Annotated in this window: 21 protein-coding genes; 15 read left to right on the top strand and 6 right to left on the bottom strand. The window is 56.9% G+C overall.

From position 1 onward, the window contains the following. Window positions 1-4 precede the first annotated feature (4 nt). Complete coding sequence (locus ACNO7C_RS06060) at window positions 5-496, bottom strand: hypothetical protein (RefSeq protein ID WP_460024223.1); 492 nt, start codon at window positions 494-496, stop codon at window positions 5-7. Window positions 497-766: 270 nt separating this feature from the next. Between ACNO7C_RS06060 and ACNO7C_RS06055 the strand changes: the two genes are divergently transcribed. Together ACNO7C_RS06055 and ACNO7C_RS06050 are read left to right on the top strand one after the other, a co-directional pair. Beyond that, window positions 767-1,123, top strand: coding sequence for a hypothetical protein (locus tag ACNO7C_RS06055; RefSeq protein WP_460024222.1), 357 nt, complete (start codon window positions 767-769; stop codon window positions 1,121-1,123). A gap of 96 nt (window positions 1,124-1,219) precedes the next feature. Further along, window positions 1,220-1,807, top strand: coding sequence for a hypothetical protein (locus tag ACNO7C_RS06050; protein WP_460024221.1), 588 nt, complete (start codon window positions 1,220-1,222; stop codon window positions 1,805-1,807). Here the strand turns inward: ACNO7C_RS06050 and ACNO7C_RS06045 are convergent. Further along, on the bottom strand, window positions 1,761-2,879 hold the full coding sequence (locus ACNO7C_RS06045; RefSeq protein ID WP_460024220.1) for an MFS transporter: 1,119 nt from the start codon (window positions 2,877-2,879) through the stop codon (window positions 1,761-1,763). The two genes, ACNO7C_RS06050 and ACNO7C_RS06045, sit on opposite strands and share 47 nt — an antisense overlap. Window positions 2,880-2,990: 111 nt before the next feature. On the opposite strand from ACNO7C_RS06045, the gene ACNO7C_RS06040 reads away from it, so the two are divergent. From ACNO7C_RS06040 to ACNO7C_RS05985, 12 genes are all read left to right on the top strand, one after another. Next, window positions 2,991-3,587 (top strand): hypothetical protein, encoded by a 597-nt coding sequence (locus ACNO7C_RS06040; RefSeq protein WP_460024219.1) that lies wholly within the window; start codon window positions 2,991-2,993, stop codon window positions 3,585-3,587. 56 nt (window positions 3,588-3,643) lie between these two features. Further along, a complete protein-coding gene (locus ACNO7C_RS06035; protein ID WP_460024218.1) occupies window positions 3,644-4,474 on the top strand; it encodes an energy-coupling factor transporter transmembrane component T family protein in 831 nt (276 codons plus the stop codon). Next, window positions 4,474-5,340, top strand: a complete 867-nt coding sequence (locus ACNO7C_RS06030; protein WP_460024217.1) for an energy-coupling factor ABC transporter ATP-binding protein — start codon at window positions 4,474-4,476, stop codon at window positions 5,338-5,340. Before ACNO7C_RS06035 ends, ACNO7C_RS06030 begins: the two co-directional genes overlap by 1 nt. After that, complete coding sequence (locus tag ACNO7C_RS06025; protein ID WP_460024216.1) at window positions 5,340-6,176, top strand: energy-coupling factor ABC transporter ATP-binding protein; 837 nt, start codon at window positions 5,340-5,342, stop codon at window positions 6,174-6,176. Before ACNO7C_RS06030 ends, ACNO7C_RS06025 begins: the two co-directional genes overlap by 1 nt. Before the next feature lie 25 nt (window positions 6,177-6,201). Further along, on the top strand, window positions 6,202-7,362 hold the full coding sequence (locus tag ACNO7C_RS06020; protein WP_460024215.1) for an ABC transporter permease: 1,161 nt from the start codon (window positions 6,202-6,204) through the stop codon (window positions 7,360-7,362). Next, on the top strand, window positions 7,355-8,245 hold the full coding sequence (locus ACNO7C_RS06015; RefSeq protein WP_460024214.1) for an ABC transporter ATP-binding protein: 891 nt from the start codon (window positions 7,355-7,357) through the stop codon (window positions 8,243-8,245). Before ACNO7C_RS06020 ends, ACNO7C_RS06015 begins: the two co-directional genes overlap by 8 nt. 91 nt (window positions 8,246-8,336) lie before the next feature. Beyond that, window positions 8,337-10,109, top strand: a complete 1,773-nt coding sequence (locus ACNO7C_RS06010) for a hypothetical protein (RefSeq protein WP_460024213.1) — start codon at window positions 8,337-8,339, stop codon at window positions 10,107-10,109. Continuing rightward, window positions 10,102-10,581: a hypothetical protein gene (locus tag ACNO7C_RS06005; RefSeq protein WP_460024212.1), complete on the top strand. Its 480-nt coding sequence runs from the start codon at window positions 10,102-10,104 to the stop codon at window positions 10,579-10,581. Before ACNO7C_RS06010 ends, ACNO7C_RS06005 begins: the two co-directional genes overlap by 8 nt. Window positions 10,582-10,889: 308 nt before the next feature. Further along, entirely contained in the window at window positions 10,890-12,179 is a 1,290-nt protein-coding gene (locus ACNO7C_RS06000; RefSeq protein WP_460024211.1) for an extracellular solute-binding protein, read from the top strand. A 16-nt stretch (window positions 12,180-12,195) separates the two neighbouring features. Then, entirely contained in the window at window positions 12,196-13,047 is an 852-nt protein-coding gene (locus tag ACNO7C_RS05995) for an ABC transporter permease (RefSeq protein WP_460024210.1), read from the top strand. Continuing rightward, window positions 13,044-13,862 carry an ABC transporter permease gene (locus ACNO7C_RS05990; RefSeq protein WP_460024209.1) on the top strand — a complete coding sequence of 273 codons (819 nt, stop codon included), beginning with the start codon at window positions 13,044-13,046 and terminating at the stop codon, window positions 13,860-13,862. Before ACNO7C_RS05995 ends, ACNO7C_RS05990 begins: the two co-directional genes overlap by 4 nt. Before the next feature lie 6 nt (window positions 13,863-13,868). Beyond that, window positions 13,869-14,939, top strand: coding sequence for an ABC transporter ATP-binding protein (locus ACNO7C_RS05985; RefSeq protein WP_460024208.1), 1,071 nt, complete (start codon window positions 13,869-13,871; stop codon window positions 14,937-14,939). A 2-nt stretch (window positions 14,940-14,941) separates the two neighbouring features. Here ACNO7C_RS05985 and ACNO7C_RS05980 read toward each other — a convergent pair whose 3' ends face one another. Together ACNO7C_RS05980 and ACNO7C_RS05975 are read right to left on the bottom strand one after the other, a co-directional pair. Continuing rightward, complete coding sequence (locus ACNO7C_RS05980) at window positions 14,942-15,472, bottom strand: DNA-3-methyladenine glycosylase (RefSeq protein ID WP_460024207.1); 531 nt, start codon at window positions 15,470-15,472, stop codon at window positions 14,942-14,944. 11 nt (window positions 15,473-15,483) lie between these two features. Beyond that, entirely contained in the window at window positions 15,484-15,969 is a 486-nt protein-coding gene (locus tag ACNO7C_RS05975) for a nitroreductase family protein (RefSeq protein ID WP_460024206.1), read from the bottom strand. Window positions 15,970-16,099: 130 nt separating this feature from the next. Here ACNO7C_RS05975 and ACNO7C_RS05970 point away from each other — a divergent pair, with 130 nt between their 5' ends. Then, window positions 16,100-17,188, top strand: a complete 1,089-nt coding sequence (locus tag ACNO7C_RS05970; RefSeq protein ID WP_460024205.1) for a hypothetical protein — start codon at window positions 16,100-16,102, stop codon at window positions 17,186-17,188. A gap of 74 nt (window positions 17,189-17,262) precedes the next feature. On the opposite strand, the gene ACNO7C_RS05965 is transcribed toward ACNO7C_RS05970, so the two are convergent. Further along, a complete protein-coding gene (locus ACNO7C_RS05965) occupies window positions 17,263-17,721 on the bottom strand; it encodes a type II toxin-antitoxin system VapC family toxin (RefSeq protein ID WP_460024204.1) in 459 nt (152 codons plus the stop codon). After that, window positions 17,697-17,942 (bottom strand): AbrB/MazE/SpoVT family DNA-binding domain-containing protein, encoded by a 246-nt coding sequence (locus tag ACNO7C_RS05960; protein ID WP_318537667.1) that lies wholly within the window; start codon window positions 17,940-17,942, stop codon window positions 17,697-17,699. The genes ACNO7C_RS05965 and ACNO7C_RS05960 overlap by 25 nt, the downstream gene beginning before the upstream one ends. Window positions 17,943-18,212 lie beyond the last annotated feature (270 nt).

Below are 18,212 nucleotides of genomic sequence, written 5' to 3'. Positions count from 1 at the left end.
TTATTCAAATAAAACATTGTTGCACATAACGGCTTATCTCGCACAAGCACGTAAGCTTCATGAAGGATGAGGCGGGCGAGGTTGCCTTGAGGCTCACTCGACACGCAACTTCAGCTGCCTTATACAGCATGACCGTGGCGATGTGGCTGCATATCCTCGCCTTGCGGACGTAGCCGTAGGCCCTGAAGAAGTAGTCGCAGCGGTACCTTCCTCCGCTTATCCAGACGTTGTACCAGGGGTAGGTGTCCCCCAGCTCCGCTAGCCCCTTCACGAGCCAGTGCTCATTACCCACTTTCTCCACTTTCCCAGCCAAAAGCCTGTACACGGCGCGGTAGAACCACTCCGCTGGCTTATCGGGGAATGATGCTTGTAACTCGCTTAGCGCGTCAAGCAGGTCCCCGTGCTCCTCAACTACTCTGTCGTCGCAGCGGCCGTGGAGGGCGCACCTCACCAGCGCCCATGCCAGCCTGCTCTCACTGCTCCTAGCCCTCGCCAAGCGAGAGCACCCACAGCGCCTTCTCAGCGAGCGAGACCGTAACCCCGGCGGGGTGCGGGGCCCTCCTCAGGAATCCGTAGCCCACGAGCCTCAGCTAGCCCCCAGCTCAGCTACCCTGAGTCGGCGGTTGCCCCCCTGTTTGCTGTGTTTTCACTTTCGGCGTTCATTTTCGGCGCGGGGATATAAGGCCGCGGAGCGCAGTTACGTGCGAGGCTCAAGCGCAGGGAGGGCTCGAGGCTATAGTGAGTCAGGCTCCCTGGAGGTGGGAGCGTGGGCTGGGAAGGCGGGGGAGACGGCAAGGAGTTGATCGACGCCTACAGGGTCTGGGAGGTCAAGGCTAGCAGGGAGCTGAGAATGAGGCTTCGGAGCCTCTACTTCAGCGTTGCCTCTGCGGTTGAGCGGGCCTGCGATGCGAAGAAGCAGCTCGAGGCGCTGAGCCAGTGGCTCCAGAGCCACCCACGGGCGCTGATACACGGCTCGCTCAGCTTCCCCAAGCGGCGAAGCAGAGGGAGAGGCCCCGGCCCCAGTTCCCGGCACGGCGACACAGCAATGGGCCGCTTGCCGGGTGCCGCGCGCGGTGCGATGAGGCGAAGAGGCGCCGAGGCGGAGCCCCGCCGCACAACCTGAGCTGGCGGGGCGGGCCGAAGGCGCGGAGCCCATGAGAACCCCGAAGAGGGGGCCCCGGATAAGTGAAGGGGTGGATGAGCCAGGCGCGGCCACTTCATGATGGTGACGAACGGCTACCTCACCCTCTCGGCGCTCAAGCTACTGATCGAGCTCGGAGTGGACGGGTGGAGCGTGGACCTGAAGGGGTGTCCCGGTATGAGCGTGCTCAGGGGTGTTGACCACGAGAAGGTCTTGAGGAACGCTCGCTACATCCTCGACAGCGGGGGGCACGTGGAGATGGTCTACCTCGTCGTGACCGGTGCGAACGACAGCGAGGAATGCATCGACTGGGTTCTCAGAAGGCACCTCGACGTGCTCGGGCCCAGCGTCCCGTTGCACATAAACAGGTATTTCCCCGCGCACGCCTGGCACAAGCCCCCTACGCCTGTCGACAAGCTGATGGGCGCGAAGAGGAAAGCCGAAAGCCTTGGGCTGGAGTTCGTGTACGTCGGCAACCTACACGAGCCCGAGCTCGAGTCAACATACTGCCCGAGGTGCCGGAGGCTTCTCGTGAGGCGCGAGAACTACAGGGTTACCTACTTCAAGCTGGACGTGGAGAGCGGGAAGTACAGGTGCCCGTACTGCGGCTACGAGATACCTATCCGAGGCTCGTACGTGCCCGGGAAGCCCGTGATCTGGCTGTGAATCCAAGCGTGATCTGAAGCGCCAGCGATGCCGTGAGGAACAGAGCAGTCCCCCCGAGGGGGTCTAGCGACGCCGCTAAGGCAGAGCTGTAGAGAGGAGAGCCGGCGAAGTAGCCGAGAGCCCAGGCAAGGTTTGCCAGCCCTGCTCCCGTGGACTCCACCCCCTGCATGAGCTCCGCGACTTTAGCCTGCGACCTGCTCGCCGCCTGGGCGTTGACGAAGCCTAGGAGCAGCACGCCTAGAGCTGTAAACTTCAGCGGGGTGAAGGCTAGCGCCAGCGCGGCTAGGAGGAATGAGGCTGGCACGTAGTACTCCCGCGTTACTGCGCGGGGGTTCAGCCTGATGGCAACCTGCCCTAAAAGTCCTAAGAGGTAGTAGCCTGACACTATTAACCTAGAGTCGCCCACGCCTGCCATCTCAGCGATGACCGGCGAGTACACGATGATGAGGCTTTCGGTTATCCCCACCGTCAGGGAGACTATGAGCGGGGGTAGGATTTGCAGCGATGATGGCGCGCGGATAGTCAGCATTTCAACCCTAGTTTGACGTTCGGATCTCAGTGGAAGGGTTAGGAAGAAGGATATGAGGGCGCACAGGGAGTAAGCCAGGAAAGGCGACCTGGCTGAGATCAGCGCTAGCTGGCTTGCTGCGATGGGCCCCAGCGAGAAACCTAGCGCGATGGCCGCGAATACGCCGCTTATCCCGAGTAGCCGGCCCTCGCTTTTGGCCGCGAGGCCGAGGACGCTTGTCCACACCATGGCTTCCAGCACGCCTTCAGCAGCCCTGGCGGCAGCGAAGCCAGCTACTGATGTGGAAGTGAACAACGCCAGGCCTACAGCCACGTTGGAGAGAAAGGCTAGGGGGGCTACCCTGCCAGCGCCCAGCTTGTCCGCGAGCACGCCTGCAGGTATGTTGGAGACGAGGTACGCTAGCCCCCACACGGTAACCGCGAGGCTGACCTCAAGCTCGTTTGAGCTGATCTGCCTGAGAGTGATTGGGAGAGTGGAGACCGCCGCGCCGACGCCTAGCATGAACGTGAATGAAGCGGCAACGAGAAGCCTCTGGGCACCCATCGAGACACCCCTTCACCGCTCGGGGCCTAGTTAAAATGCTTTTATTCAGCTGGGGGTGATGTCAGGTAGAAATTCTTATAAATATGTTCCGTGGAGTATTAAAGACTAAAAATGACAGCACAGGAAGTAAGGGAGGTGACGCCCACAGGGAAAGCAATTATCGCCGTTGTGCTTATACCAACTGTCGCCGCACTGAACTACGTTGGAGGGGTGATAGTTGAGGCTCTAAAAGCGCCTATATGGGGTGACACGTGGGCCACTATCCTAGGTACCCTGATTGGCGGGTTCTGGGTCGGGGCGATCGGGGGCTTCCTGTACAACATCATAATGGCGCTGACGGTTTGGGGCCTGCCCAGCTGGGTGTGGGGCTTCGCAAACGTCGTCATAGCCCTTATCACGTACTTCATGATGAAAGCAGGCTTGACAGACCTCAAGAAGCCCATGACCTGGGTCGCTGTGATAGTGCTGTACGGCATCCTGTACCCTGTCTTCACGACAGCTATCTCTATACTCGTTTTCGGGGGTGGCCCTGTCTGGAAGCCTCTGGCAGCTGCGGTTTACGCCGCTGTGCTCAGCAGCACAGGTAACTTCTGGCTAGCCAACTACGCTCAGAACATGTTTACAGAGATCATCGACAAGCCGGTAAGTTTCATAATATCAGTAATAATAGCTCAGCGCATCCCCAAGCGGTTCATACTCGCCAAATAGAGAAGTTAACATAGCATTTTTCTGAGTGGTTTGGGAGGATGTCCGCCGGGGTTTCTTTGCTTAAAAAGACGTCAGTTGAAACTGACACTTTCGTCCAGAGACTTGACGGGCGCGTCAAGTTCCTGTACTTTATATGGGCCACTGTCCTAGTCTACATCTTCTACGACCCGTTCCTGAACCTGGTTTTCCTAGCAGTGACGCTTCTAATGGCTCTTCACGCCAGGGTCGCCCGCCCCATCCTGACGACCCTACTGATCATCGTTGTACCTTGGATAGCCATAGCTGTTCCCATCCTCTCGCTGCCGCTAGGGTTCCCGTGGAACAGGACGGTCATCGGCTACATAGAGATACTCGGCTCCAGGTACCCCGTCTACCTGGAGGGCTTCGGGTGGGGCTTCACGTGGCCTCTCCGAATCGCGGTCGCCATATCCTCCGCCCTGCTGTTCTTCCTCACCACGAACCAAGCCAAGCTCGTCGCCACTCTCTTCAAGATGAAAATCCCCTTCAAGGCCATCTACATGGTTGTCGCAACCTTCCAGTTCATACCCCTCTTGGCGAGTGAGGCTAACGTGATCATGCAGGCTCAGATCGCGAGGGGGTTGAGGACTGACGTCGGCTTTGTCGGCAAGATCAAGAACTATCTGGCCGTAGTCATCCCCCTCACTCTAAGCGCCCTCAACAAGGTTCAGACTAGAGCCATCGCGTTGGAGTCCCGGGGGTTCAGCTCACCTGTGAAGAAAACCCTGCTCTACGAGGCTAGGCTCACGTCGGTGGACTATGTCTTCCTGGCGGGTATGGTGGCGGCCACACTGTTCCTAGCGTGGGTGTACGTCAGCGTGGGCTACTCGCCTATAGCCAGGCTCTCGTGGGTTTGGGGTGGTGGTTAATGGCTTCAAGCGAGCCCGTGGTGCAGGTGGAGCACCTAACGTACGCTTACCCTACGAGCAAGGACTTCGTGCTGAAGGATGTGAGCTTCGAGGTTAAGCGCGGGGAGGTTCTGGCGATCCTCGGCCCCAACGGCTCCGGGAAGTCCACGCTCTGCAAGTCTCTGAACGGCCTCGTCCCGCACTTCTACGGAGGTCGGTACGGCGGGAGGGTACTCGTCGCGGGCGAGGAGGTGCTTAAGTCCAGTGTCGCTAAGCTCGCCACTAAAGTCGGGCTCGTCTTCCAGGACCCCGAAGACCAGATGTCCGGGCTGGCGCTCACCGTGTGGGAGGAGGTCGCCTTTGGCCTGATGATGCTCGGTTACCCCAAGGAGGAAATAGCGAGAAGGGTGGAGGAGGCGATACGGTACGTGGGGCTCAACGGACTTGAGAAAAGGTCTCCCTTCGAGCTTTCAGGCGGCCAGATGCAGAGGCTGGCGATCGCGACCGTCCTCGCCCTAAAACCCGAGGTCATCGTGCTAGACGAGCCTACGGCTCAGCTGGACCCTATCGGCAAGTTCGAGGTCCTCGGCGTCATCGAGAGGCTCGCCAGCGAGGGTTCCACGATAGTAATAGCGGAGCACGAGATAGAGGACGTAGCCTACTTCGCCGACAAAGCTCTACTCCTGTACAACGGTAGAGTCCTGGCCTATGGGCCTGCGCGCGGCGTCCTGCGGGAGGTCGATAAGTTGAAGAGCGTAGGCGTCGACCCGCCCACAGTCACAGAGCTCGCTTACGCGCTTGAGAAGGAGCTGGGGCTGGAGATCGAGTACCCTATAACGCTGGAGGAGGCGGTTAGGGTGTACTCGGAGCTCATAGGTGTTGCGTGATGGACGCGGTCGTCGAGGTTAAAGACCTTTGGTTCCGGTACCCGGGGGCTGACAGCTGGGCCCTTAGAGGCGTGAACTTCTCGCTGAAGCCCGGCGAGCGCGTAGCCATCATAGGTCAGAACGGCGGGGGTAAGACCACGCTCGCGAAGAACATTAACGGGTTGCTGAAGCCGACGAAGGGCGTAGTGCTCGTCGACGGGCTGGACACGCGCACGACGCCGACGCATGAGATCGTGAAAAGGGTGGGTTACGTGTTCCAGAACCCCAGCCACCAGATATTCGAGAGTAAAGTTAGAGACGAGGTGGCGTACGGCCCAAGGAACCTGGGGCTCTCTGAGGAGGAAGTCAACGAGAGGGTCAAGTGGGCTCTCAGCCTTGTGGGGCTTGAGGGGTTCGAGGATCACAACCCCTACGACCTCGACTACGGGAAGATGAAGCTGCTCACCGTGGCGTCGGTCCTGGCGATGAAGCCCAAGGTACTGATCCTCGACGAGCCCACCACGGGGCAGGACCACGCTGGGAGGCATGTTCTAGCCAAGCTCGTTAAGGGGCTCAACGATGAGGGATTCACTATCGTTGTGATAACCCACGACATGCGCTTCGTGGCAGAGGTTGCCGAGAGAACGGTCCTCGTCGCTGAAGGCCAGATCCTACTCGATGGGCCCACGCGAGAGGTGCTGTACGCGGTTGACGTTCTGAGAAAAGCAGCCATAAAGCCGCCTCAAATCGTTCAACTATCCCTCATCCTGAGGGACAAGGGGATCCCCCTGAACGCGATCACCCTCGACGAAGCCGTTAAGGAAATTTCGGAGATCGTGAAAAGCAAGACACATTGAAATAGCCTCGCTGTTTTAGGAGAACGTGTCTAAGACCAGCCTGCTCTACATAGCCCTAAAGTTCGTAGAGAGAGACATGCTGTTCAAGAAGCTCATAGCCGCCTTGACCATACTGGCTATCGCGAGCGGCGTTGCAACGTTCATATCGCTCAGGATCCTCAGCGTCGGCAGCCGCACCGCGGCGCAGAGTATAGTGGAGCAGGTGCTTCCGGGTGAGGTTGTCGTCTACGGGCAGGGTCTCTACGACGTCTCCGAGAACGTTCTGGACAACTTCAAGAAGCTCCCGGGAGTTAAGGACGTGACGCCGGCGATCCTCGTTACAGGCTACATTGGGAGGAACGCTGTGTTCGTTCTAGGAGTCAGGCCGGAGGACCTGAAGAACGTGGTTTCACGCTTCATCGCGGGGGCAGGTTTCAGCAGTCTGTCCGGACCGTATGCCATCGCCGATGTCGGCCTGGCGAAAAGGCTGAACCTGACCGTAGGGGACAAGGTTACCGTCAAGCCTCCTTACGGTGGCTTCTTCAAGCAGTACGAGGTCATAGGCATAGCGGAGGTCACGATGAAGATCGAGGAGATAGGCGCGGCAGGAGGCTACATCATCCTCCCTCTGCGCGAAGCTCAGAACCTCCTCGGAAGGCCTGGCTACGTTAGCATGGCTGTCGTGAAGGTTGAAGACGGCGTGGACCCTGTTGCCGTGAAGAACCTCATATCCATGGTCTACCCGGGCTCTAGGGTCATGCTAAGGGAGGAGGTCATAGGCGTTGTCTTCAAGGTTATGTCTCTCATAGAGGGCCTCCTGCTATCCACGACTCTGGTCGGGTTAGCTGTGGCGGTCTTCGGCACCACGAGCACGATAACCTCCACTGTCCGCGAGCACCAGAGGGAAATCGCGATCATGCGCACTCAGGGGGCTAGCAGGGCGAGCGTTGCTGCAATATTCATGCTGGAGGCGCTAATCTACGGCATCTCAGGGGGCCTTCTGGGCCTGGCGTTTGGCGTCGCTGGCGCGCGCGTCGGAATCGAGATCGTTTCCTCCTACGGCTTCCTCAACCCTCCCCGGATACTCGAGGCCTCCACGCTCGTCCTCGGCGTGGCTCTAGCTACGGCGCTGAGCGTCCTAGCCTCAATCTACCCCGTCTGGCGAGCCACCTCGATAAGGCCCGTAGAGGTGTTGAAGAGTGAGTGAGGTTGCCCTGGAGCTTAAGGAGGTCAGGAAGGTGTTCAGGACCGCAACCGAGGAGATCGAGGTCCTGAGGGGGGTCAACCTCACAGTCCTAGACGGCGAGCTCGCCGTGATCATGGGGCCCTCTGGCAGCGGGAAGAGCACCCTCCTCTCCATAGCCGGCGGCCTGGATAAGCCCACGTCTGGACGCGTGGTTGTAGGGGGAGTGGACATAACAGATATGAGCGAGGAGCAGCTGACGAAAATCAGGGCCAGGAAGATCGGCTTCGTCTTCCAGTCATTCAACCTAATCCGAAACTACACGGCCCTCGAGAACGTGATGCTTCCGCTTCTTTTCACCGGGATCTACAGCGTGAAGGAGGTCAAGGAGATAGCGGCGAAGATCCTCGAGATCGTCGGGCTCAAAGGCCACGAGGACAAGTTCCCCAGCCAGCTGAGCGGGGGCCAGCAACAGCGAGTCGCGATAGCAAGGGCGCTAGCCCCAAACCCCGACATCATACTCATGGACGAGCCCACCGGCGCCCTCGACGTAGACACAGCGGCGAAGGTGCTCTCGCTCGTGAAGTGGCTCAACCAGGCCTTCGGGCAGACCATCATAATTGTGACCCACAACCCCGAAATCGCCGAGCTTGCCACGCGCACATTCTACATCAGAGCTGGCAGGATCTACGAGGAACCACCCAAGAAAACCCTCATGGACATTATAAGAGAGCTGAAGGCAGGTAGCGAATCTGAGGACATTAGGAAGACGCAGATCAGCATCCTTAGAACCAAGCTCGAGGCCCTTGAGAGGGCGGCGAAAGTCGGGAGGATAGACCCGCTACTCCTCGAGGCGGAGATCAAGGCCCTTGAGCGCCGCATCAGCAGGCTTGAGAAGTACGCCTAGTAGCCTTGATTTCGCCTACTGTCGAAAAATCTCATTTCGTTAAGCGTTAATCTTAAATACTTGATATACACTCTTTTCTTCAGGTGCTCTCATGCCTGTGCGGGCTGAACTGAGCACGATAATCCTAGCTTTGCTCGTTTCCTCGCTCGTGCTAGCGTACCCTGTTGAGACGGTCTCTGTCCGAAAGACGATAATCCGGGAGCTTGACGTCCTCCCAGGGTGTGGCGAGAACACGACGATTACTGTGACCCTGGTTTTCGACTCGGCCTACACAGGTGGGCTGACCGACCTCCTCGCCTTCGCCACGCCTGATTGTCTATCCGCCACTGTCCCTCCCGGGCGAGTGGGCGTGTCGCAGGGGTTCCTCAGCGTTTCATGGGAAAATGTGGAGCTCAAACCAGGCGACTCTATAAAGTACAGCGTTAGCGGAAAGAACCTGTTCGACGTTAACGTGAGCCTAGAGGCAGACGGCAGAGAAGTTCACGCTGATTGCTCTAGGGGTTACTGCTACGTTGTAGCGCTCAAGGCCCATACCATCAACTACACGGTTGAGATCGAAGCGAGAGAAGACCTGCTGAAAAAGCAGCAGCTACCTATTTCCATCTCTTGGAGCATAGACCCCCTCTACCTGTACCCTATAAGCTACAGCGAGAGCCCCCAGAGCTTGAGGGAGAGCGGAACGGAGGTCTCGTTCCAGTGGACCTCCTTCATGAACGGTAGCTACAGGTTAAGCGTTGTCTTCGAGGTGAGGGGGGAGAACCCGTGGGGTGAGGTACTCATTCCTCCACCCACGGTAACCGTAAGCCTTGATCCGAGGCTGCAGGCGTCTCTCATTGAAAGGTACAGGGGGTTCACCCTAAAGCTCTTAGAGGAGAACGTCGGGAACCTGACGGCTTTCCAGGAGAACGTCACGGCCCTCAGGGACCTGCTGTACAATCTCAGCAACGGGTTCGACGAGGAGGCGCGCCTGCTCGAGAACGCCTCCAGCCTAGCCGACGCCGCTTCCACCGCTATGGGTAACGCGGCCGCTCAGCTGACGAGGGGCCTCGACATGATGAACTCCGTGGAGGCGAGGGTTAAACCGGTGCTCGAGAACGCTTCGCTGGCGCTTAGGAGGGCTAAGGACACCCTGGACAGGATTCAGGGGAACCTCTCGGTGCGGGAGGACGAGCTCAGAAGGCTCTTGGAGTCGTTGAACATCACGGGCCTCAACCTCACTGTGTCAGAAGTGGACTCCCTCCTCGGTGAGGCTAGAAAACAGCTGTCCCTCTTCGAGAGCGAAGTCAACGACCTCAAGATGCTCGTCGGAGAGTACGGAGCTGTCAAGTCCCAGCTGTACGCCGCAACCGAGAACATGAGGGCGGCTTCCACAAAGCTTAGGCTCATGGCCGGCGTGCTCCGAGAGTCGGCCCGCAAGCTCCGCGAACTCGCGGGTGGTTTAAGGCAGGCGGCCCAGCTCATCGACTCAAGCCTCATGAGGCTATCAAACATGATCGAGGGCCCCCTCTACCCGGATAGCTTCAAGCAGTTCAACACCACTATCCTCTCGCAGAGAGCTACTGCGACAGCAGGGGATAAGCAACTGAGGACGGAGCTCATGGGGGACGTGGTGTACGTGTCCCTGCCCCTATTCAAGGTAAAGCGGAGCGAGCCGCAAGTCTCGAACGTAAGCCTCGAGCCTGCGACGAAAAAGGTGCGGGCTTACTGGCCCGCCGTCCTGGCTGTCTTGGCGGCTGGAGCATACTTCACGCTCAGCGGTAGAAAGGAGAAGCACCTCGCCCAAAGGGACAGCGCCGAGCTACGCGGGCGGATCGAGGCTCTCAAGAGCAAGCTCAGGGCTCTGGAGGGGGTGGGCGGTGTCTGAGGCTGGGAGAATTAAGAACGTGGTAATAAGAGGGGTAGACGCTTCAGCATACGAGGAGATGTCCCGGCTTGCCAAGAGGATGGGGCTCAGCGTGGGCACGGTTGCGTCGCAGGCCTTCAAGCTCATCCTAGCCCTGGTGGACGCGGGCCCACAGCTCGCCGGCCTCCCGCAGGACACACCGGAGATCCTGAAGAGGCTTATACCTATCGGAGCGCTGAAGAAGAAGCCCGTGTTTATCCGGCACATCGGCAGGCTCGTGCTCTCCCGAGAGGACTTGGAGAAAGCCCCCGGTCCCCTATTCCTCGTGGGGATCGAGGAGCTGGTGTTCGACCCGAGCGTGGACACGAAGCTGTTCGAGGAGAAAGTCTTGAGGATCGTGGACTGCGGCCGGGTAGTAATACACCGAGGCTTAGACAAGCTCACCCTACTCTCGAGGTCGCTGTTCGTGCGAGAAGTAGTGGAAAAAATTTAGGGTTCGGCCGTTGTAGAGAAATTTTTAACTTAAAGCGGGCTAACATCTCAGTTTTTCTCAGGACTTTGTTCCGAGAACGCCGGGGAATGAAATAATTAAATGTTTCCTAGATCAGCTGGACTAGAGTCACATTGCCTGCCTCGATGGATTGGTAGCTACGTTGATTTGTACAAATAGCTAGGTTTTTAGAATCCTATATATGTATTTATATTTAACGTGTATTTTTGTACTCCATGTTGTAGTGTATATTTTAATCCAAATAGAAAACTTTATATTATACTTAATTGAAGAATACATGCCGAAAGGGTATGAGCACCCCTAAAGGCGCTTCCAAAACAACGCTGGCCATCGCCATAATCCTCATACTGCTCTCAGGCATAATTGGCTTCTTCGCGGGAAGGCTAACAGCGCCCGCGCCGACAACAACGGTAACGCCCCCCGCCGCTACGAAGGACCTCTTCAGCATGACATGGGATGAAATAGTGCAGAAGGCTAAAGAAGAGGGCGAGGTTACGTTCTACGGCTACGGCGCCGACTGGGACAGAATTTACTTCGAGAACATCTCCAAGGCCTTCGAGCAGAAGTACGGGATAAAGGTCAAGTACGTCCACGGGGACTGGTTCAGCACGATCCAGAAGCTCGAGGCCGACAAAAAGGCTGGGAAAGCTGTCGGTGACGTCGACGTAGCCCTCGTCTGGTCGGTCCCCTTCAAGCAGGCGCTAACCGAGGACCTGGTCTGGAACGTCCCAGCAGCCGAGCTGATACCCAACGCCAAGAACCTCATTGACCCCTCGCTCCTCTACTTCAACGACCTCATACCCACTGGAGGAAAGTTCATCCCCGTAGTGTGGTGGCAGGTCGTCTTCATCTACAACAAGAAGTACGTCAAGCCAGACCAGCTACCCACCTTAGACACACTCCTCGACTGGGCTAAGAAGAACCCTGGGCGCTTCACGTACTGCGACCCCAACAAGGGTGGCTCTGGCCACACGTTTTTAATCTCCGTTATCTACTGGCTCTACGGCTACGACAAGTTCGTCATGAAGCCCTTCGACCAGGCGTACGCTGACAAGCTCTTCAGCAGCCCGGGCAAAAACGGCATGAACCTGTGGGACTACCTCAACGAGCTCGAGAAGTACATGTACCAGCCTGGCAGCTACCCACCCGGTAACTCGGCGGCAATGGAGCTCTTCGCGAGAGGTGAGGTCTGGCTCGAGCCGCAGTGGATCGACGTGCTTGCCGAGTGGATAAAGGAGGGCCGCGTCAACCCCGACGACGTGGGAGTCTACGACCCAGATCCTGGTATAGCTGTCGGCGGCTTCGACGGAGTCTTCATACCCTGGAACGCTCCGCACAAGTACGCCGCCCTGGTGTTCATAAACTACCTGCTCAGCGAAGAAGTCCAGTACCGCAACGTCGTTGAAAGAGGCGGAGTCTACCCTGTCGTCAAGGGCGTCTGGGAGAAAGTGCCCCAGACCTTCAAGGACAAGTGGAAGTACCTCCCGATCGAGGAGCTCCAGAGCAAGTTCCTGCAGAGGCACGCCGACTTCATGTACTACGCCATGCAGCAGTGGGCAACTAAAGTGGGCGGAGGATAAAGAGCGGGATATCTCGATGAACGAAAAAATAATTATTTTTCTATTTTTACTACCTATTCTCAGCTTCTACATCCTCGTCTGGCTGTACCCGCTACTCTTAGTAGTCCTGCAGTCGTTCGGCATACCCGCTCTCACGACAAGGGCAGAGGGAGAGTACCCCACGCTCACGTACTATGTGACGTTCTTCTCGACGAGATACCTAGATTACTTGTGGTTTAGCTTCTGGAACAGCTTAGCGGCAGTCCTCCTAGCACTCGTGACAGGCTACTTCACGGCGCTTATCGCGTTCATTTACGAGTTCAAGGGCAAAAGGGTCTTCAACATGATCTCCAAGATCCCTCTATTCGTGCCCTACCTCATAGCAGCCTTCATGTGGTGGCTGCTTCTGACACCCCGTGGCTACGTCTACGACTTACTCCTTCACCTGGGTTTAATCAACGAGCAGGTTAAACTGGCCAACGACCCGCTCGGAATAGGCATAATATTCGCCAACGTCTGGATGCACATACCGTACGTGATGCTCATCTCCATAGGAACGTTAAAAGTCATAAACCCGGAGCTCATAGAGGCCGCGCGGGTCTTGGGCGCAAACATGCGGCGGACAGTCCGGTACGTCTTCATACCCCTCTCCATACCCGGCATCCTTGCAAGCCTCCAGCTCGTCTTCATAAGCATGTTCGGCGGCTTTTCAGTCGCGTACATCCTTGGCGCCAGCTTCCCCAACTACCTCTCCGTGAGGATCTTCGAGGACGCTGCGGTTCTCTACAAGTGGAGCTTCGCTTCGGTAGGCGCGGTCATATACCTCGTAACCTCCCTTGTGATAACCTACTTCTACTCGAAAATCACGAGGTGGGGGTTAAAGGTATGATGGGCGAGAAGTTGTTCAGGGCACTGCTCTACGTAGTATTTGGATCGCTCACAGTGTTCTTCATTTTCCCGCTTATACCTGTGACTCTCTGGGCTTTCTCGGAAAAGTGGCCAGGCGAGAGCCTTGTCCCCACGGAGTACGGGTTCAAGTGGTTTAAGCTACTACTGGACAGCGGAGCCCTAATAGGACCGCTGACGCTCAGCGTGGTCATCGGGGTGATCGTGGTGGCTTTCTCTGCTCTGCTATCTCTCCCAGCCGCTTATGCGGTGGGGACTAAGCAGTTTAAGGGTCGTGAGCTCGTCATATCTCTCCTAATGCTACCCTTGATCGTCCCGCCTGTGGCGACGGGAGTCGGCCTCCTGGGCTACTTCACGAACATTGGCCTGAAGAGCAACATCTGGGCTGTGGCTTTCGCGCACATGATCGGCGCAACGCCCTACATGTTCAGGAGCCTGGTGGCGAACTTCGAGGCAATTGACCCAGCCCTCGAGGAGGCGGCGAGAGTATTGGGTGCTTCAACGTTCAAGGTGTTCATCCACGTTTACCTCCCTCTCGTGACGCCAGGACTGCTCTCGGGGACCATTTTCGCTTTCTCCTGGAGCATCAACGAGTACTTGTTGACGGCGCTGGTCGGCCTCCCGGACATCATAACTATCCCTGTCCAGATCTTCAGGTACGTGGGCGGCTACTACGTAGCTATCGGACCAGTGAGCGCGCTTTCCATAGTATTGCTTGTTCCCTCGATTGTTTTCCTGATATTGACTGAAAAGTACGTTAGGACTGAGTTTATAGCGGGTGCAGGTATTAAGGGGTGAGCCGGAATGGTTGGAGTGCGATTGGAAAACGTGGAAAAGTACTTGACTGGTGTGAAAATACTCGACAACATCTCCTTCGAGGTTAAAGACAAGGAGTTCTTCACACTGATAGGACCCTCTGGTTGCGGGAAGACTACAACCCTAAGGATAATCGCTGGCCTCCTGAAGCCTGACAAGGGTAACGTTTACTTCGACGGCCGGCTGATGAACGACGTCCCGCCCGAGAAGAGAAACATCACAATGGTTTTCCAGAACTTCGCGCTGATGCCCCACATGACGGTATTCGACAACATAGCTTTCGGGCTTAAGATGCGCGGGTGGAGCCAGGAGGACATCAAGAGGAGAGTTAGAGAGGTCATGGAGCTACTCAGGATCGAGGGGCTCGAGAACAAGAAGCCGCACCAGCTCAGCGGCGGTCAGCAACAGCGCGTGGGAGTGGCTCGGGCTCTCGCCCCCAACCCCGACGTGATACTTTTCGATGAGCCTTTGAGCAACGTCGACGCAGTGCTAAGGGAGCAGCTCCGGTTCGAGATAAGGGACCTGATGAAGAAGCTGGGGATAACAAGCATATACGTCACACACGACCAGGCTGAGGCACTCGTCGTCTCCGACAGGCTGGCCATAATGAGTAAAGGACGGATCATACAGATCGGAACCCCAGACGAGATATACCGCAGGCCGGCTAACACGTTCGTGGCTGGGTTCCTCGGAGTTGTAAACCTGATCAAGGGCAGAGTTGTCAGCCGCACTCCTGAAGGCTACTTCGAGTTCCAGACCAGCGAAGGCGCCAGGCTCCTGGCGCGCGAGTCCCTAATACCTGTGGGAGGTGAGGGCTTCGCCGTGATAAGGCCAGAGCACATCCAGTTGGAACCATCTGCTCCGAGGCACAACGTCTTTGAAGCAATGATCGTGCGGAAGACGTTCTTGGGCTCAACCGTCGACGTCAGGCTGAGCGTAGCGAACTTAGGAGAGCTCAGGACTTTCGTTAAGACGGGGAGCGCCGAAGCTGAAAAACAAAGACTCACCGTTTACATAAACCCGGACGACGTGATCATAGTACCTGAAGCTACAACATAGCTTTACAGTCCCTTTTTTACCGAAAAGTTCAACGGCGTATCGAGATCCCTGCTAACCCCGATTCTTTTCTTCCTCTCTACGCAATCATCCGGAAGGACCTTATACATCTGAACCTGCAACGGGCTTGAGGGTAAGAAAACCGGTTGCTGGTGCATCGATTTGTCGATCATCATGTAGCGTGTCACGCGTCCGGGACCCCTCACCTCCCCGGACCCCGTCTTGATCGAGCGTATGAGCACTGCGCCGGCCTCGCCCTCCGTGTGCGCAACCACGTTTAGCAACCACTGCCTGTGGATCCCGTAGACGAGTGTGTAGCCAGCCGGGCCTTTCATCGCCTCGGTGAGCCTCCCCCCGCGATGCCTCGCCCGGCTTGCGGGATCCTCGGGCCCGAAGTACGCCTCTGTCTCGGTGATCACGCCACGCATGGTGACGCCGCCCAAGACGCGCACGAGCATTTTCCCGAGTAGCTCCAAGGCCACAGCGTCAGGCCTCCTAGCGTAAAAGGACTGAGGAAGGACCCCGTGCTCTGTCACACTCTTGGCTTTTATAACCACGTTAATATTTCTTCAACGCTCTTCCGGGGTCTAGGCGGCGGGTGCTCCGCAGGGTAGCCGACGGCCAGCGCCGCCACAAGGACCTCATCAGGCGGGATGGCGAGGATCTCGGAGTACCTGGGCCACCGGAGGGTGTTTATCCAGACAGCTCCAAGCCCGAGGGCATGCAGGGCGAGCCACAGGTAGGTGGTGAATATGGCGCTGTCCAGCAGGAAGGTGGTTGGGCTCACCTCAGGCCTCACCACGACGCACAGAGCTAGAGGGGCTGAGGCGAGCGGCCTCGCGCCAGGCGCTACGCCTGCAAGCTCTTTGAGAATGCGGCGGTCTTTGACTGCAATCACGCGCCAGGGTTGGCGATTCCTAGAGCTCGGAGCGTGCCTTGCGATTTCAACAGCCCTGCGGACTAGGTCCTCCGGTACGTCCCTGTCCTGGAAAACCCTTATACTTCTGCGGGATAGTAGCAGATCCACAGCCACCGCGCAGGCCCCCTTCAGGCTTCACGCAAACCATACTTTTAACCATTCATCACCTTCATTTCACAAAAAACGGTGATTTCATGTAAAACCGTTGCTATCCTTATCAATCTGCCTCGCGGGGTATGTGGCGGTGAAGAGCGTGGGCAAAGCGGCTGTATCCGCAATCCTGATCGCGCTGCTATTAACATACCCCCTGATCCTCGCACCCGTCCAGGCGCAGAGCCCCCAGGCTGACAGAATCCAGAAACTCATCTCGATCTTGGAGAACGAGTCGGCAAGGCTTGAAAAAGTGGTGAAGAGCAGGGTCACCAACGCCACGAAGCAGCAGGAGCTACTGAGCCAGCTGAGTGTCGTTAAGGAGCTGCTAGACAACGCATCCCGCCTAGCCAACGCCGGGAGCTACAACGAGAGCCTAGCCCTGCTGAGGGAGGCTAGGGCTGAGCTCGTCTCGGTCTCAAGGCAACTGGTCCCCGTGATCCTAGGGGAGAGGAAGAAATTCGTCGCCAGGAGCCTAGAGGCCGAGATCCGCGCACTACAGAACCAAATAAAGGCCATGCAGAACGTGGCCTCGAGGATGCAGGAGAAAAGCGTGAACGCATCCCAGGTTCTATCCCTCCTGAACGAGGCCTCAGGCCTCCTAGACCAAGCCTCCGAGAAGCTGAAAGCCAACGACACTGCTGGAGCAGCGCAGCTGGTCGAGCAGGCCTGGGGCAAGGTTAAGGAGGCAGAGAGGCTAGTCTTCTCGCTTGCCACGCAGCTAAGAGCTAGGTACGTATCTAAAGACCTTGAACACCTCAAAGCCGCCTTTAACGTAACATACGCGAGGCTCAGCAAGGTCGCACCAGAGGTAGCTGAGGAGTTCAGGGCGTGGTTCGAGCAAAAGGTATCGAAGATAGAGGCCCTAGTTTCAGCCGGGAAGAACGCGGAGGCCTTGGCTGAGTTGAGGCGCCTCATGCTCGAGTACAGGGACTACATGGTGCTGCTTACACAGGCCACGCGCCTCGAGAACCTAGCTAGAGCGGCGAAGCAACTCGCGGGAGTTGTAAGGCCTTGCAACGCAACCCTAGCGAGAGAGCTCGAAGCCTCGGCCAACGCACTACTGGACGCGATAAAGTCGAGGGATATGGCCAAGGTACTCGGCACCTCGCAAAACCTGCGGAGCCTGATGGCTGAAGCTAGGTTCGCGTGCAGAGCAAGGAGAGCTCAGGGTAAGCCTTAAACTTTTTTTACCAATCTTTTTCGTCTTCCTTCTTCGCCGTGAGGTATTCGAAGCTGTGGCAGTTCCCACCGTATCTACCAGATTACTTCCACTCCCTCTTTCAATGCAACGTATGCTAAGTCTCTGTCGCCAGTAAGTATCGGCACCCTCCTCCCGAGGGCTAGAGCTATTACTGTTGAATCCACTATGCTGAGCCTTCTTGACCGAAGACTCTCATCTTCAGCCCTTTCCAGAAGCGCATCACCTCTTACCTTCACTCTTGCCGCCTGCACATACTCCTCCAGAGAAAGGTTCACAACTTTAAAATAGCTTCTAAGGTACGTTAACACTTCAATCGAGCTCTTAAATGCAGGAATCCTCCCCCTTAGCCAGTGTAGCACGTACTCGTAAGCAACTGTGACAGGGAGTAGCCCTTTAACTCGCCCCCAGTGTATCTCTTCGAGAATGTCTCTGGCCCTAGCACCAACCTCATCAAACACCATCGCTAGCAATGCGTAGGTATCTACAATTACCTCTCTAACCTCCTCCGCCAATATTCTTCCTCCTCGGCGTCAAGCTCCCTCTCCGCCTCCTCAGCCGACCCCCTGCCTTTGCCACAACCCCACACTTTGTCCCAAAGGTCAATCGGCTTTAAGACGATCTTCCCCTCTTCAACGGAAACCTCAAGTAGCATGCCTTCTTCTACCCCGGCCCTCTCCCTAATATCCTTAGGAAGAACTATAATGCCTTTTCTGTAAACCCTAGTTACCGCCACTGCTTTATACCCCAGTTACCTTTTGAGGAGCCAACATAAAAAGTTTAACCTCAGGTTAAAACGAAATCGCGTGATCTTCCGGAGGACTAAAGTTGACGCTGAGAATCTGGAGCTTAGACAAACCTCTTCCGTTAATTCAATTGCACAGTTTTCAAGCTAGTTTCGAATACTTACCTCTCCCACACCAGGTAGCGTGTGCAGGACTAAAACCCTGGGGGGCGACACGCAGTCATACACCACCCCCTCTAGCCCGAAAACCAGTCACTTAAG

This window comes from Infirmifilum tikiterense (genome assembly GCF_054696565.1).
This window is presented reverse-complemented; position numbering and strand designations above follow the sequence as displayed.

Excerpts from the sequence above, each read along its gene's own strand:
- ACNO7C_RS06050 (WP_460024221.1), top strand. The coding sequence starts at position 1,220 with ATGATGGTGACGAACGGCTACCTCACCCTCTCGGCGCTCAAGCTACTG.
- ACNO7C_RS06045 (WP_460024220.1), bottom strand. The coding sequence starts at position 2,879 with ATGGGTGCCCAGAGGCTTCTCGTTGCCGCTTCATTCACGTTCATGCTA.
- ACNO7C_RS05985 (WP_460024208.1), top strand. The coding sequence starts at position 13,869 with ATGGTTGGAGTGCGATTGGAAAACGTGGAAAAGTACTTGACTGGTGTG.
- ACNO7C_RS05990 (WP_460024209.1), top strand. The coding sequence starts at position 13,044 with ATGATGGGCGAGAAGTTGTTCAGGGCACTGCTCTACGTAGTATTTGGA.
- ACNO7C_RS05995 (WP_460024210.1), top strand. The coding sequence starts at position 12,196 with ATGAACGAAAAAATAATTATTTTTCTATTTTTACTACCTATTCTCAGC.
- ACNO7C_RS06000 (WP_460024211.1), top strand. The coding sequence starts at position 10,890 with ATGAGCACCCCTAAAGGCGCTTCCAAAACAACGCTGGCCATCGCCATA.
- ACNO7C_RS06030 (WP_460024217.1), top strand. The coding sequence starts at position 4,474 with ATGGCTTCAAGCGAGCCCGTGGTGCAGGTGGAGCACCTAACGTACGCT.
- ACNO7C_RS06040 (WP_460024219.1), top strand. The coding sequence starts at position 2,991 with ATGACAGCACAGGAAGTAAGGGAGGTGACGCCCACAGGGAAAGCAATT.
- ACNO7C_RS06010 (WP_460024213.1), top strand. The coding sequence starts at position 8,337 with ATGCCTGTGCGGGCTGAACTGAGCACGATAATCCTAGCTTTGCTCGTT.
- ACNO7C_RS06025 (WP_460024216.1), top strand. The coding sequence starts at position 5,340 with ATGGACGCGGTCGTCGAGGTTAAAGACCTTTGGTTCCGGTACCCGGGG.